The organism is Undibacterium sp. TC9W (assembly GCF_049339865.1).
Classification (GTDB): Bacteria; Pseudomonadota; Gammaproteobacteria; order Burkholderiales; family Burkholderiaceae_D; genus Undibacterium.
Window position 1 is genome coordinate 49,774 of the sequence record NZ_JBMPPJ010000033.1, and the last position, 12,911, is coordinate 62,684.

Sequence of the window (12,911 nt, forward strand, 5' to 3'; positions counted from 1 at the left end):
AAGCGAACTGTGAAGTAACAAAAAGGCACTTTGTAACTAATTGTTGCGGAAATTCAAGTGAAATAATAGTTATTAGGATAATATTGCAGACCTCTGATCTACTTGAGGGTGCATGCTGTTTGATGGGGATGATAATGATGTAAATGCCTTGAAAGGCTTGCTGGCAAAGGCTGCGCGCAAGACAGGCCCACCTCCAGTAATGACTATTCATGTCGGAATCATTGCCCCCAACCAGCCTGATGCAGCCAACGACCCCACGTATGCATTAGCTGATCAAAGCCCGACTATTCCTGATCAGTCTGGCGACAATAAACCCGCAAAAATGTACCGTTTATGGCTATTTTTGGTCAAACTATGTAAGCGGTTTTTTTGTCGCTGTTTTCGGCTGAAAGCCCCGCCGTTACTGGGTTTCCTTTATTTTCTGGACTGGCTCGCCCAGGGACAAAACTATCACTCCCCCACAGTAACCGCTGTGTAACCCAATATCATCAACGTAAATCTGTTCGAATCAATCTCGTATAGATCGCAAAAGTGTAAGGGCGCGGCGATTTTGTCCCCCGTTTGCGTTTTGTTTGTCCTTGCAAGTAGGCATTGTCTCACGCGTTAATTGTCGCCCTTAACGCTTCCTACCGTCTCAAAAAGTATTAAGATATATTCTCCCTTGGCTCGACGGAGAATGTATGTGCACACATTACACCCCCACCCGCAGTGACAAACTTGCCTACCTGGAAGCCACAGGCAAAGACCTCGAAGAATGGCACCGCGAAGCATGGCCAGACTATAAGGCTCCCATCATCCGGCATGGAGTGAATGGCACAAGAGAGGCTGTCCTAGGAAACTATGGCATGGTGCCAAAAGCGAAAATCCCACCAGGCGTTAAACATTACTCGACCGTCAACGCCAGAGCGGAAACCATCGGCGAACGCAGGTCTTATTCAAAGCCATGGAAGGAAGGCAAGCTTTGCCTGGTTCCAATGGAAGACTTCTTTGAACCTTGTTATGAGTCAGGCAAGGCCGTTGACTGGCGCATTGGCTTGCGAGACGTTGCTGAGTTTGCCGTCGCTGGCTTGTACAAGGAGTGGCCTGAGGACAATGGGCAGATCAGCTATTCATTCACCCAGATCACCATCAACGCCGACGAACACCCGCTCATGAAGCGGTTCCACAAGCCTCCTGACGAAAAACGCTCTCTTGTGATCCTGCGGCCCGAAGACTGGGACGACTGGCTATCTTGCAAAAATCCAGAGTTCGCCCGTACATTTTTGAACCTATTCCCTGCGGAATTGATGCGCTCGACTCCAGCGCCTCGGCCTAAGAAAACCAAAGACGTAGAAGACCCCCAGCCTGACCTGTTGGGATAATCTAACGCCCCTCTGGCAAAGGGGGTGGTTCCTCTTGCATACACAGCCACGATTGAGCGTACCTGGCTGGCCCATCAATTGTTTGCACCATTTCGAAGCCTGTCAGCATAAAGCGCTTCTGATGCATCCACAGAATGTGGCAATCAAGCAAGTATTGACTGCTGACCATTTGTTTGTCGGGAATGAAATATGCGCGGATCGAGTTCCGATGCATTCCTTGGTCGCTAGAGTCGCCTATTTCTAGCTTTCCAAATGGTGGGCGGTTATACCGATCAAACCACATGCTTTTCTTTAATTCGACGCCTAGCCGCATTACTTTAACGAGGTAGATTTCCATGATGTCAGAATACTGTATGAATAATCAGTATTCTGAATCACTACCGTTAAATATGCAATTTGGCAAAGTTTTAACGTTTCCCTTAGAACAAGCTGTCCAAAATACTCGGCTCCCAGTTCATTATGACTAGTTCCTTGCTTGTTTCCGGCTGGCCGTGGGTGTTTGACACGCTGTATTTGATGTCCAGGCCCATCATGTGCAACCCACTGAACGCTTCCCTGATGGCAGGGTGATCATTGATGCTCACCATCACTTTTCAGATGTGGCTAGGTCGGTATACCAGGGCTGATTAATTTTACCCAGGGCGACAAGAGGAATGTTGCTGTCAACCTTGCCGTCTTTGTCCATGGCGTTAATTTCGGCCATGACCAACTGCCGCCAGCTGACCTCATTGCGGCCACCTTCAGCACGCATACCGGCAATCGTCGTTTGCAGCGCCATAGGGTCGCCGCGTTGCGCGTCTATGTAAGGTTTCAGTGCCGCTTGAAAAACCTCTTGCAAGTGGCTCAAATCAAGTTCAGGAGCGGGATTTTTGCGTGCCACATCTTCAGGGCTGTCCACCACTGCACTATGAAGATAATTGAACGGCGACATGATCAACTTGGCGAACCATCCAGCCGGTTCCTTTTTATATTCCTGTAGCCGTGACTGCAATATGGCTGATGATGAAAATATGTCGTGATTGAACAGCGCCAAAAAAATGCATGCCCATATCCAGGCACGTTTGGGAATATAGGCGTTGATACGTGCCAGCCAAACATGACCAGGTGTGATCAGTTTTTGCCAGTCATAAACGACTGGTATGTGTTCGATGAACTTAGAATTGTTACTTTTCATAACGATTTTTCCTTTGATTTAACTGCAAAATGTATATTTATTATTGTGATTAAGATAATATCGACAATTATCTAATTGACATATAAATATATAAAAATATGTGAAAAAGTTAGTAACCTTTAGATATTTAAAGTGAAAAATATGATAAGAAAAAATGATTCCAAAACAGAGCCGGAAATCCAACGACGAGGCAAGTTTGTTGACTTGCCTGTTCCCTTGTTGCTTGATGTCAAATCAAGAGCGATTGAGGAATCGCGCAAGCAGGGACGGCATGTAACAGAAACAGACATCATTCAACTGGCTTTGGAGGAGTATCTGAAGTAGCCTCTGCTTCCTTGCTTACGCAATTAAATCGGTATAGGTAGCTCATGTACCTATGTTTTTCGTTGTCGTTTAAGGTCAGGTCTTTTAATTTCAAAAGCCTGTCCAAATTGCGGATGTCTTGCATTTTTCTGACCCATGGCTGAGCCAGTAAGCCTGGTGTTTCTGCATCACTGATTTCACGTCCACACTTTTCGATGTAGCGCGGCTCTATATCAATCAATACCTGCCTGCATGTCGAACAATCTCCAATTTGAGGCCAAGCTTTTACTGCCGAGGCGTCAGACCTTTTAAGCGGGAGTGCTGCGAATGCTTGGGCAGCGATGCCCAGGGCCAGCGCTGAAAATAAAAGTTTTTTCATGGTTCTTTCCTTTATGTAAATAAAAAAATGGTTCCAGCGAGCATCAAAAAGAGTGCGCTGTTTCCATTTGGCCTCTATCTGATGTTATTCTAAATAGATCAAATTGATCTATTTACGAATAGATAATACATCAAGTTGATGTGTTTACATACGGGGAAAATGACATTGATGAAAAAAACGTATCGGTATAATGTGCGTCTGGCTCCGGCCAAGAAGAAACCGCTCAGACGAAAAAAGAAGCAATTAAAAAAAGAACAAATGACACCGCGTGATGTAAAACGATGGCAAAAGGAACTTGGCTACAAGACCCAAGCAGAGGCGGCAGAGGCGCTAGGTATCTCTTTGCCTACTTATCAGGACATGCTTAAGGGAACTAGTCGAACGACTGGCAAAGCTATCGTAATCGACAAGCGTACTGCTCTGGCATGCGCAGCTCTTGCGCATCACCTGGAACCATACGGGAAGAAATAAACCGGGAGTGAAAACATGGACTGGATTGAAATTATTTTTAAAATTGTATGTCCAGAAGAGATAGACGGCCAGCCAAATACTGATGGCTTGGCTTTGGCTGAAGAACTCAATGATAAGTGTGGTTGGCGTTTAGAAAGAGACCAAGAGGCTGTCTGGCGTGAGTTGTACCAAGTTGACGATGAACTGGTCGAAAAATACCAGCTCACAGTCAACGCTTTCACAAATAACCAAAAACTGAGCGAGTTCCTGCAAGATCAGGATGCGTGAAAGCTGTGTCTTGTTTTCGGTGCATCATTGTCAGGAAATACTGTCATTTTTACCGCCATTTTTGACAGTTCAAGTTTCACTCATTAAACGTTAACCTGTCAGATTAACCAATGATTTTGACAGTATATAAGACATTTTTAATCTCAAAACTGTCTTTGATTAGACACATCCCAATCTGATGAGAGACAAAAAGGAAGGCTTGTTTTGTCTTTCCTCGCCTTGGTCGCTTTGCGACTGGCCAGCGGCGCTGGCCACCTCTTGAGAAACAGCATTGAATATCTGATTTACCTCAGATTCGATGGAAATTCCCAGGATTTCGTCAAGTCCTTGTATAGCACCCCAGCTTTTGCTTCTCTTTTCGTTTCACAGCCGAGAACGACCGCTGCACGGATGCCCTGGTTTTCAGCATCTGGTATATGTAAAACTGCAACATCCTTTTCCCGTTTGAGGACTGCACTTTCGTGATACTTGGCAGAATTTTTTAAATCAGGTTGACGAAAAGCAATACCGTAAAGTGACTCGGAAGGGTCACATTTGGGTAAGTTGATGCGCGCGCCGTCAGGAGCGAAAAAGATACCGTCAAGTCTTAAATCAGGGTCACGGTGCATAAAACCGCTTGTCCAATTGTTATACGCAAGGTTTGCATTCTCGTATCCTTCCGAAATACCTTTATTTTTTCCTGTCACAAAACCGCCTGCCGTTCCCAGCAGTGCGCCTATCAGAAGACCTATCCAAAGTTTCATTTGTGTTCGCTTTCATATTGGCTTGTGGAAATACTATTCTATATTCAATACACGAATCCATGACTCATTTTCGCCGGTGCGAAAACCGGGATGCACTTCCAGGCGCGGCTCCTCGCCTTGGTCGCGGTGCGACTGGACGGCTATGACCAGGCATCGAGAAGACGCCGCCATGTACTTTGCATCAGAGGATTTTGAAGCAGAGGCCGGGAAAACACCCTATGAAAACATGGTCAATTCATTAGCCGAAAAAGGCAACAAGGAATTCACGGCCAACGGGAAGAACTGGAGTGCTACGCGCCAGGATGACTCAGTAGTGTCTCAGCTCATCGCAGACCACAATACAGACAGTGTTTTAGAAAACGCCGCACGGGACGCCAGCTACCAGGAGATGAAGAAAAACTTGCAGGCAAGCAGAGTCTTGGACTACGTGGAAAATTCGCACGGCATACAGAAGGATATGTACCAGGTAACGAAGGCCGAAGACGGTAGACACGCAGGCACGAGACCAAAAGGCGGCAATCAAAGGTAATGCAGATACGTCCACGAGCAGGGCCGGGGCAATTAAAGAGGTATCGGCGCAGGCAAAAGAAGAAAAGGCAAAACTAAGGGCTGAGTACGACAAACCAAGCATCGAGATATATAAAGAATTTGAGCAGAAACGAGCACTCCGAGCGCTTGGAGACGCTGACCAGGTTAAAGAGGTAGAAAGTATCACGTCTGCAACCGAAGCGCTCCAGGGCGTCGATAAGGGCCAGCGTGATGACGATAAAGAGAAACGCCAGGAAGAAGCATTGAAGGCATTTGAAGATGCTGAAAAACGCCTGGCAGAGCAGCAAGCAATAACTGAAAAGACACAGGCAGACGCGGAAGATGACGATGTGACGATGCTGGCCTCAATTGAGGATCTACCTCAAGGCGTGGCAATGGAATACATGGGCAGCAATGAAGAGTTTGCCAGCTTTGAAGTGGTAGAGAAGGACGCTAACAAGGCCCACAAGTCGCACCAGGAGCAAAGGCGGGTCTTTGTCATGCCCATGACATCAGCGCTAAAAGAAAAGCTGTTTGCAGCTAAATTAGAGAAGGGCGACAAGATCAAAGTTGATAAACAAGAAGCCAAGGACGTAGAGAAAAAAACTGACGAACAAATTAAGAAAATCAAACATTAGGTTCGCCCTCCCGGTACAACACCACGCGCCAAGTTTGAGCCGTGGTTTTTCCCATAGAAGTTTCCAGGCCAGAAAAAGACAGGATATCGCCCGACATGGAAACCAGTTTTGCATCGAGGAGAGGCGGTAACATGTCAATCTTGCTAGGGCCATGGCGATAGTCAAATACGTGTACCTGGTGCAAATTGCGCCGCATTTCTGGGGACGTTGCCTCACAAAAAGAAACTTCCCCCAGAACTGGATAGATACCACCATGCCGCCAGGGCGGTAATTGCCTGCCCTCTTCCCAAAGCCTTGTCACCCACGCTTTCATACGCTTACCCTGTCAAAAGTCAGGGTAATTATACTGTATATATAATCAGTGTAAAAGGATTTGCAAACTGTTAAGGCCACTGTTGTGCTACATGCTTAACGCGCAAAATCTCGACTTTTTTAGCCAGCACCCGGTACACAACAAAATAATTATCATGGGCGACCAGCTCGCGGGTTCCGCGCTTGCGTCCAGGTTTGCCCATTTGTGGATAGACTGCCAGGCGCGTTACCTTGCCTTCGATTTCAGAAACCAGCTTTTGAGCGTTGGCCGGGCTGTTTTTTGCAATGTATTGGCCAATTTTAATCAGATCGTTGATTGCTAGCTTTTTCCAGAAAATAGTCGCCACGTTATTTACCCATGATTGCAGCGCGTACCTGGCGCATAGCCTCGTCATGTGCGACGGTCGGGCTGGTGTCGTCTAAAGCCTCTTGTACCTCTGCCTTGAGCCACCTGGTATAAGCGGCTGCTTCGTGTGCCTGTTTCATCGCCTCGGCCCGATCTGGCCGTTTGGTGCTTGTAAGACTATCAGCGCTGTAATTCACAGAATCAACGTCAAAACGGGCAATTCCTACTCCTTTGAGATATTCCACCAGTGTTTCAAGCTTTTTAAACACGCGCACTTGTTGGCTGCGTTGTGCTGCTAATACCCGTTCAGCCATACCATACTTCACCATCACACCCCAGCCACCAGCCTGGCCGATAACGTGGGCGCTGCGGACTACTCCGGCGGCTGTTAGCTTGGTCAGCGTTGGATGGTCAATTGTTTCTGTGCTCATGTTTTCACCTCAATAAAGTTTTTAGTCCGGGGATGTGCATTTGCAGATATTTTTGCAATGTTATCTTTTATAAGATGATACGCAATTTACTATAATTTGCAAATCGGTTATTTATAAATATCTTGAATGATTAAACATAAAATCTGTTGTTGGTAATGTTGGCAAGTATCGACTGGGCATGTTTGTATCCGGATACAAACATGCTGGCCATCTATTTTGATGAGGGTTTGGCAGTGCGTTTTGCATCAAGCAAGGCTCGCATCTGGTTCATGACCTCTTCGTTGGTATACCGTCTTGGGTCAGTGCTATCTAAGGATTTTTGTACTTTGGCACGGAACCAAGCATCGTAGGATTCGGCCTCTTCGACAGTAGCAAATTCCGAAACAATGGGGGATAAAGGTGTAGGCATCCGTAAACTCTACCATTGTTGTGTGTAGCTGAGCGCAAAGAGAATTTTGTTTGTATGTCGATACAAACAAAGAGGGCATGTTTGTATGTAAATACACAAACATGCCCGTAAAAGCCGCTCCTGGTTGCATTGGCCAGCGCCAGTTAATCCCGGCGCAGTTGCTGCCAATGCTTCCTCTTTTCAAAAACTAACCGCCAGCGCCGGTTGCGTGGTTTAACTGATAGCCCTGCGGCTTCTAGCTGCTCCTCTATGGCGTCAGATCGTAAGGCGACAGCCTGATACACATCATCAAGCGTCTTGATTTGGCCTGATTCAATGGCAAGTTGCAGCTCACATCCTTGATACATAGCACTACAAAGCTCAATCATTTGTTCCTTAGAAAGCTGGTCAGACATGATTAACTCGCTTCTAATGAAAACGACTTACCCACCGTTCAGACATTCATGGCCTATGCATTGGCCAAGTCTGAACCGTGGATAAGTCTTATTTGTTTATCTGTGAATCTCGCCACCTGCGCCGACCTCTGGTAATACCTGGTTGTGTTGGCCGATCTTGAGTCAAGACTTCCGTCTTGAAATAAGACATGCCAGCACAAGCCATCAAGGAAAGACCGAACCCAACTAATCCCATCCAGGGCATGACACCCCAGAAAATGCTCGACAGGCTGACAATGGCCATAACCACATTCGCGGCATAGGTCAGATGCCAGGGTAGAGAGATTTTCACAGCGCCCCCTATCTCATTTTCATAGGCCGATCTAAAACGCAAAATCATCATCAGTAACCTGTTCATGATGGAATTCAGCGGATTCACAGTGCCGCTGCTACCGTCACCAGTTGTCACGCAGCCTGCAAGGCTGGCTGCGATCATGATGCAAAGAATTTTTTTCATTCTGTACCTTCTTCCTTGTTCTCTTTCGTTATCACTACTTCGCCCTCAGATTTGACGCGCTCGGCCCTGGCAGCTCTGATTTGACGGTCGATTTTTACAATCAACTTATCAGTGCCACTGGCTCTTTTCTGCGCGTCTTCACTGACTGCTGGCGCACCTTGAATTTTGATAGTCATCTGTGCGCCCGGTGATTACATGGATTTCGATTTATCCTGTTTTTCAGTTTCAGTCTGAGTCTGAGTCTTGGCAGTCTCTTTAGACTTGTTCGCTTTGTTCATCTGCTGTTTGATGCTGTCAATTTGCTGGGACGTTTTAGCCTGGCCGGTTTTTAACTTTTGGTCAGACTGGACGATGCTTTGCTGCTGTTTTGGGGCTTCTGTTTGTTGATTTTTTTTGTTATTGCTGGCATTTGCATAGTTGCCATTATCTTTCGTGAGCGACTGCGACTGATCAAAGCTTTGCTCAGATTTTTGCGCCCATCCTTGAAACGAATTCGCGCCCTGATTCAATTTGGAATTTTTCTCACGCGCTTTTTTTTGATCGTCGCGCAGAAATTGGTCTGGATTTGTCATGTTCTTACCTCTTTAAGATTAGTTAAAATGATTTACTACTAGGCCGCTTTCAATGCATCTTTGATTTGAACGATGCCGGATTGCTGTTTAATTTTTGCTGGTATGTGCTGCTGTTTTTCCGACTCCTGCCCCACATGCACAATATCCATACGTACGCCACCGGCTCGCTGTAAGTACATGACAGCGAAGCTTCCGCCGATAGGCGCTTAAATTCTGTACGTTTTGACGCTGTACACCAGAACCAAGGGGAACATGCTGCAAAGCTGACATTTGCATCAATGTAGTAACGCCAAAAATGCCTATAAAGAACAGACTTGTCCAGAATGCGGCGCTGATGACAGCATACTTCTTGGCCTTCGTTACGGTTACTTTGTCAATATACTTAGCTGCTATGTTTTCATAAACGGAAATACCACCAGGCAGACGGCCATCTATGATGACGGGTTTTTGCATGTCGGCAGGAATAGAACTCAGCAGACGCCAGAGCCAGGGAAACCGAGCGCTTGGGTAGCGTTGTTCCGCTGCCTGCTCCAGATCGCCCCTGGTCAGCGCGTCCGAGTCTTTCGCGTAACGCTGGTTAAATTCCTGTTCCAGTGCGTCAGCGTTAATTTTGTTGTCCAGCCAATCACTGATTTTTCCAACAAACTTTTCAGACTCTGGAATGGAAAAAAACAATTTCCTGAGCCATAGATAGATCGGGCTAAGGAGTGTACGAATCATTTCAAATGCAAAATTGATGAGACCCGACACAAAGGGAGTGCGGTACAGGAATGGCAAAGTGGTTACTGTCGTACCCTATACAAGTTCACCAGTTCGCCATTGATGTCGTTAATGACCTCGGTAGGTGCTGGCACTGGTCGCAAGAAATACAAGGCAGCGCCACCACAGAACACCTCTACATAGCATTCATGTTTTGGAAAGAGCGGTATTAACTTGTCTGCCAGGCGGCGTTTCCCGCCCAGCCAAGGAATGATTGGATTTGTCACAAATATTTACTCCGTCTGACGCTCTTTGGCGTTCTTGTACGGCGCTCGTGGCACTCAATTCATTTAACGCTTTACATCTGGGACACTTGATACTGAGTCTGGTGTATTCGCCTGATCCCAACTTCTTACTGCAATTGCCACATCGTATTTCCTGCATTTAACGCTCCGTGATAACATTCGGCCCACCTGTACAGGTGGCAGGGCCGTGGTTTGAGCGCAGTGCATGCTGCAATCAGATGACTGGGCTGGTGTTACCGCACTAGCCCGGTCGCTCTGTTCTAGACTTCAATAGTTACTACCGTTAAATCTGGCGCTTCACCCTCTATCACTCCATCCTTAAAAAACACCATTTTGTTCAACGTTGCCGGGCCTCTTGTCGTCACCTGAGCGCCACCTGGCAGCTCTATGACGTTGTGGCCAGGCCGCACTGCAATCACCTTCCCAACCAACAGCGGCGGGTCTGGGATCAAGGCTTTGAATACTTTGTAGATGTTAGCCATGGGTTTGCACCTCAATTGTCTGTCTGACTTTGGCCTGTTCAGCGCTGATAGACACACCCTTGACGATGCCCATCACTTCAGTGCTATCCACATAACGGCTTAATTTGCCTGGCATGATGATTCCCGACTCTTGCAGTACAGGCAGACTCAGCGAGTAGGTAGCATTGCGTCCTGTCTCCGCTAGGATAGAAATACCACGCTGCCTGGCGGGTGCGCTATCAGTGATCAGGGCATCGGTGATCATGGGAGCCAGCTTGTCTCCGGCAGACCCGGCGCGTTTAACATAGCCAAGGATGCCGCCAGCCGTCGCACCGCTCACATACACGGCGTTATAGTCTGGCTTGTCCGTCCAGCTTATTGACTCCCTTGTGACTGCTGCAGACGGCAATTCAATATCTGGTGTGGCGCTTGCCCATTCCCAGGGTTTCACCGGGTAGCGCGGTAATATGCGCAGAGTCAGGGCCGTAGGGTCTGGCTGGATGAATGCGCCTGCAGCACTGGCAATAGTCGTCAATGCAGACATGTAGCTGCCCTGATGGCTCCAGACGCCTGCAGGGACTAGCCAGTCATCGATACGCCAATCTACAGACCAGCCTATGGGTACACCGTTAATCAGCAGCGCATCATTCATGAGCTGCTGAGCCGTGCGCTCGATGTCGTTCCTGAACGTCAGGATCGGGCTGTAGGGGTCTGCCAGCAGGGCGGAAAGTCCTCTGCCACTAATGGAAATGGTGGATTTACCAAACACTTTTTCACGCTGGATATCCTCGGCCAGCAAAGAAAACTTTTGCCCATTGACCGACGCTTCCAGGATCACCCGGTCACCAGCCTGACCAGGCTCGACCAGGGACAGCGCGGAAGCTGGCATCGATGTCGAAAAAGACCATGTCCAGCTAGGTGACTGCACCACCGCAAACCATGCCCGGAAAAACACCTGCCAGCGATCCATGCAAGTCTGGCACTGGTGGCAAAGAAACATCCGGCCCACCAAACACCAGGTCTGCGGGGTTCTCTGCAGGGCTATCTGAAAACACCAGGTCAACAGGCACATACGGGGCAGCTTCGCCGCCGAACAGCAACAGAGACGGGTTGCCAGATGGCGCATCAGAAAACAGAAGCAGGCTAGACTCAGTCAAGGGTTATCCCAGATTCAAGGCTGTCAAAAACGCTTTGCCGCCCGCGTACAGTTGCGTACTTTCAAGCTGGATCACACCATTGCCTGCCGTGTCAGTCACGTCGCAATCAAATGCGATGTCGCCATTACCGTTCACAACACGCGCCCAGGTTGCCTGACCAGTGACACCGATTAGCCCAAATGCGCTGGCCGTCAGGACTTTGATGGGGCGGCGTTGTTCAGAACCGGCATATTCCACGCACAATTCCATCGCCTCGCTAAGGCTTGTAGCTCTTACTGATTTCCAGCGTCTTTTTCGCAACGACATTTTCACAACTCCGCGAAACGTAAAGATGGTGTTAAGTCCGATGACGGCCTATGATTCATTTCAAGCAACAGCGCACTGCAAAGTGCGAAGTGACTTGGTAGGAAGCGTTAAAACTGGCGTAAAATTCCGCCTCTCATAACGCAAAGGCCAGATTTCTTCTGGAGCGACACCAATGGCGGCAGCAATAATGCCTTCTGCTTTTGGGTAAGGGCGATCTAGGGCTGAATTGATGGTTCTTTCAGCCAGGCCGCTTTGCATTGAGAGTTTGCGCAGCGACCAACCTTTTTTATGAAGCGCGGCGACGATATCCGCACGATGCCAATCGGCTTGGGCGGATTTTTTTGGGGCGTTTGATGCATCCATTGTTTTCCTCAGTGGGTTGGGTCAATGGATGCATGTTAAGTGTGAAAAAGTGCGAAGTCAACAATTTCATTGTATTTCGCAGTTAATTTTTTGCATGTTTAGAGGGTTGATACTTAAGTTATTGATTTAAAAAGAAATTTATTTTTAATAAACTGCGAAGCATTTTTCGCAGTTAGGGCAAATTAAGTGCGAAATGACAAAGTTATATACTGCGGCTGAAATAGTTGAAATGAAATTGCCAAATCTGCCTTCAACAAAGAGGGCAATTCAGCTTCGTGCTGAAAAAGAGGAATGGCACTTTGAAACGAAAGTTGGCCTGGGCGGTGTTAGGAAGGTGTTTGAAATCCCAGAGGCGTACTTGCCAGGCTACAAAGCACTAGAACCAGAAATGGCCACTAGCTTTGCTATGCCCAACGCGGTGCGCATAGCCAGGGCAGCAAGAGATAAACTTGGCGCAACGATTGACGTAGAACGGCTGAGGCATGCAATACGTTTCCTTGAGGCGTACTTGGAAGATAATAATTTATCCATAGCCATAGAGCGCAAGAGTGAAATTATCGTGGTTTTATACAACTACTTGGAAACTCACAACAGCAAAGAAGAAGTTGCCCAATTATTAAATCTGGTTGCATAAGATCAAAAACAAGTAACAATCTTGGCTATCGTGTAACAAGATGTAGTTTTGCAATTACAATGTGTCATCAATATAGGATGGCGTATGTAGTTTGTGGTCAAGCGGGGAGATGATGACTTATTGAAACAGATTTTGGAAAGTGAACTTAAACGCACTCAGCC

General features: G+C 47.4%; 26 protein-coding genes and 1 pseudogene. 7 read left to right on the forward strand and 20 right to left on the reverse strand.

The annotated features are described in order from the left end of the window. The first annotated feature begins 112 nt into the window (after nt 1-112). Both ACO0LN_RS28195 and ACO0LN_RS28200 read left to right on the forward strand, forming a co-directional pair. Nucleotides 113-478, forward strand: a complete 366-nt coding sequence (locus tag ACO0LN_RS28195; RefSeq protein ID WP_422979706.1) for a hypothetical protein — start codon at nt 113-115, stop codon at nt 476-478. Nucleotides 479-680: 202 nt separating this feature from the next. After that, nucleotides 681-1,361: an SOS response-associated peptidase gene (locus ACO0LN_RS28200; RefSeq protein ID WP_422979708.1), complete on the forward strand. Its 681-nt coding sequence runs from the start codon at nt 681-683 to the stop codon at nt 1,359-1,361. 1 nt (nt 1,362) lies between these two features. Here ACO0LN_RS28200 and ACO0LN_RS28205 read toward each other — a convergent pair whose 3' ends face one another. The 3 genes from ACO0LN_RS28205 to ACO0LN_RS28215 form a co-directional block, all read right to left on the reverse strand. Continuing rightward, nucleotides 1,363-1,698, reverse strand: a complete 336-nt coding sequence (locus ACO0LN_RS28205) for a hypothetical protein (protein ID WP_422979710.1) — start codon at nt 1,696-1,698, stop codon at nt 1,363-1,365. A 249-nt stretch (nt 1,699-1,947) separates the two neighbouring features. After that, entirely contained in the window at nt 1,948-2,535 is a 588-nt protein-coding gene (locus tag ACO0LN_RS28210; protein WP_422979712.1) for a hypothetical protein, read from the reverse strand. Between the two features lie 289 nt (nt 2,536-2,824). Beyond that, nucleotides 2,825-3,217, reverse strand: coding sequence for a hypothetical protein (locus ACO0LN_RS28215; RefSeq protein WP_422979714.1), 393 nt, complete (start codon nt 3,215-3,217; stop codon nt 2,825-2,827). Between the two features lie 159 nt (nt 3,218-3,376). Between ACO0LN_RS28215 and ACO0LN_RS28220 the strand changes: the two genes are divergently transcribed. Together ACO0LN_RS28220 and ACO0LN_RS28225 are read left to right on the forward strand one after the other, a co-directional pair. Continuing rightward, nucleotides 3,377-3,688, forward strand: coding sequence for a hypothetical protein (locus ACO0LN_RS28220; protein WP_422979716.1), 312 nt, complete (start codon nt 3,377-3,379; stop codon nt 3,686-3,688). A gap of 15 nt (nt 3,689-3,703) precedes the next feature. Then, nucleotides 3,704-3,955 (forward strand): hypothetical protein, encoded by a 252-nt coding sequence (locus tag ACO0LN_RS28225; protein ID WP_422979718.1) that lies wholly within the window; start codon nt 3,704-3,706, stop codon nt 3,953-3,955. 284 nt (nt 3,956-4,239) lie between these two features. Here ACO0LN_RS28225 and ACO0LN_RS28230 read toward each other — a convergent pair whose 3' ends face one another. Beyond that, complete coding sequence (locus ACO0LN_RS28230) at nt 4,240-4,698, reverse strand: hypothetical protein (protein ID WP_422979720.1); 459 nt, start codon at nt 4,696-4,698, stop codon at nt 4,240-4,242. A gap of 169 nt (nt 4,699-4,867) precedes the next feature. On the opposite strand from ACO0LN_RS28230, the gene ACO0LN_RS28235 reads away from it, so the two are divergent. Then, nucleotides 4,868-5,227 carry a hypothetical protein gene (locus ACO0LN_RS28235; protein ID WP_422979722.1) on the forward strand — a complete coding sequence of 120 codons (360 nt, stop codon included), beginning with the start codon at nt 4,868-4,870 and terminating at the stop codon, nt 5,225-5,227. 262 nt (nt 5,228-5,489) lie between these two features. Then, on the forward strand, nt 5,490-5,864 hold the full coding sequence (locus tag ACO0LN_RS28240) for a hypothetical protein (protein ID WP_422979724.1): 375 nt from the start codon (nt 5,490-5,492) through the stop codon (nt 5,862-5,864). Here ACO0LN_RS28240 and ACO0LN_RS28245 read toward each other — a convergent pair. The 16 genes and pseudogenes from ACO0LN_RS28245 to ACO0LN_RS28320 all read right to left on the reverse strand — a co-directional run bounded on the left by ACO0LN_RS28245 (nt 5,854) and on the right by ACO0LN_RS28320 (nt 12,116). Further along, nucleotides 5,854-6,177 (reverse strand): hypothetical protein, encoded by a 324-nt coding sequence (locus ACO0LN_RS28245; RefSeq protein ID WP_422979726.1) that lies wholly within the window; start codon nt 6,175-6,177, stop codon nt 5,854-5,856. The two genes, ACO0LN_RS28240 and ACO0LN_RS28245, sit on opposite strands and share 11 nt — an antisense overlap. Nucleotides 6,178-6,247: 70 nt before the next feature. Next, nucleotides 6,248-6,523, reverse strand: coding sequence for a type II toxin-antitoxin system RelE/ParE family toxin (locus ACO0LN_RS28250; RefSeq protein WP_422979728.1), 276 nt, complete (start codon nt 6,521-6,523; stop codon nt 6,248-6,250). 1 nt (nt 6,524) lies between these two features. After that, on the reverse strand, nt 6,525-6,953 hold the full coding sequence (locus ACO0LN_RS28255; RefSeq protein WP_422979730.1) for a hypothetical protein: 429 nt from the start codon (nt 6,951-6,953) through the stop codon (nt 6,525-6,527). Nucleotides 6,954-7,164: 211 nt separating this feature from the next. Beyond that, nucleotides 7,165-7,362: a stability determinant gene (locus ACO0LN_RS28260; RefSeq protein ID WP_422979732.1), complete on the reverse strand. Its 198-nt coding sequence runs from the start codon at nt 7,360-7,362 to the stop codon at nt 7,165-7,167. A gap of 143 nt (nt 7,363-7,505) precedes the next feature. After that, a complete protein-coding gene (locus ACO0LN_RS28265; protein ID WP_422979734.1) occupies nt 7,506-7,757 on the reverse strand; it encodes a hypothetical protein in 252 nt (83 codons plus the stop codon). An 88-nt stretch (nt 7,758-7,845) separates the two neighbouring features. Then, nucleotides 7,846-8,253 carry a hypothetical protein gene (locus ACO0LN_RS28270; RefSeq protein ID WP_422979736.1) on the reverse strand — a complete coding sequence of 136 codons (408 nt, stop codon included), beginning with the start codon at nt 8,251-8,253 and terminating at the stop codon, nt 7,846-7,848. Beyond that, entirely contained in the window at nt 8,250-8,429 is a 180-nt protein-coding gene (locus ACO0LN_RS28275; RefSeq protein ID WP_422979738.1) for a hypothetical protein, read from the reverse strand. Before ACO0LN_RS28275 ends, ACO0LN_RS28270 begins: the two co-directional genes overlap by 4 nt. A gap of 15 nt (nt 8,430-8,444) precedes the next feature. After that, the gene (locus tag ACO0LN_RS28280) at nt 8,445-8,762 is read right to left on the reverse strand and encodes a hypothetical protein (RefSeq protein ID WP_422979740.1); all 318 of its coding nucleotides are present in this window, start codon (nt 8,760-8,762) and stop codon (nt 8,445-8,447) included. A gap of 150 nt (nt 8,763-8,912) precedes the next feature. After that, nucleotides 8,913-9,545, reverse strand: a complete 633-nt coding sequence (locus ACO0LN_RS28285) for a hypothetical protein (protein WP_422979742.1) — start codon at nt 9,543-9,545, stop codon at nt 8,913-8,915. A gap of 65 nt (nt 9,546-9,610) precedes the next feature. Further along, a pseudogene (locus tag ACO0LN_RS28290) lies at nt 9,611-9,811 on the reverse strand (DNA adenine methylase); the annotation flags it as partial. Beyond that, on the reverse strand, nt 9,732-9,968 hold the full coding sequence (locus tag ACO0LN_RS28295) for a Com family DNA-binding transcriptional regulator (RefSeq protein WP_422979744.1): 237 nt from the start codon (nt 9,966-9,968) through the stop codon (nt 9,732-9,734). The gene ACO0LN_RS28295 and the pseudogene ACO0LN_RS28290, both read right to left, overlap by 80 nt. A 121-nt stretch (nt 9,969-10,089) precedes the next feature. After that, nucleotides 10,090-10,311 (reverse strand): hypothetical protein, encoded by a 222-nt coding sequence (locus ACO0LN_RS28300; RefSeq protein ID WP_422979746.1) that lies wholly within the window; start codon nt 10,309-10,311, stop codon nt 10,090-10,092. Continuing rightward, nucleotides 10,304-11,260: a hypothetical protein gene (locus tag ACO0LN_RS28305; RefSeq protein WP_422979748.1), complete on the reverse strand. Its 957-nt coding sequence runs from the start codon at nt 11,258-11,260 to the stop codon at nt 10,304-10,306. The genes ACO0LN_RS28300 and ACO0LN_RS28305 overlap by 8 nt, the downstream gene beginning before the upstream one ends. Further along, nucleotides 11,205-11,447, reverse strand: coding sequence for a hypothetical protein (locus ACO0LN_RS28310; RefSeq protein ID WP_422979750.1), 243 nt, complete (start codon nt 11,445-11,447; stop codon nt 11,205-11,207). The genes ACO0LN_RS28305 and ACO0LN_RS28310 overlap by 56 nt, the downstream gene beginning before the upstream one ends. Before the next feature lie 3 nt (nt 11,448-11,450). Then, nucleotides 11,451-11,753 carry a hypothetical protein gene (locus ACO0LN_RS28315; protein ID WP_422979752.1) on the reverse strand — a complete coding sequence of 101 codons (303 nt, stop codon included), beginning with the start codon at nt 11,751-11,753 and terminating at the stop codon, nt 11,451-11,453. A 60-nt stretch (nt 11,754-11,813) separates the two neighbouring features. Further along, a complete protein-coding gene (locus tag ACO0LN_RS28320) occupies nt 11,814-12,116 on the reverse strand; it encodes a helix-turn-helix domain-containing protein (RefSeq protein ID WP_422979754.1) in 303 nt (100 codons plus the stop codon). Between the two features lie 193 nt (nt 12,117-12,309). On the opposite strand from ACO0LN_RS28320, the gene ACO0LN_RS28325 reads away from it, so the two are divergent. Beyond that, entirely contained in the window at nt 12,310-12,750 is a 441-nt protein-coding gene (locus ACO0LN_RS28325) for a hypothetical protein (protein ID WP_422979756.1), read from the forward strand. Nucleotides 12,751-12,911: the final 161 nt, after the last annotated feature.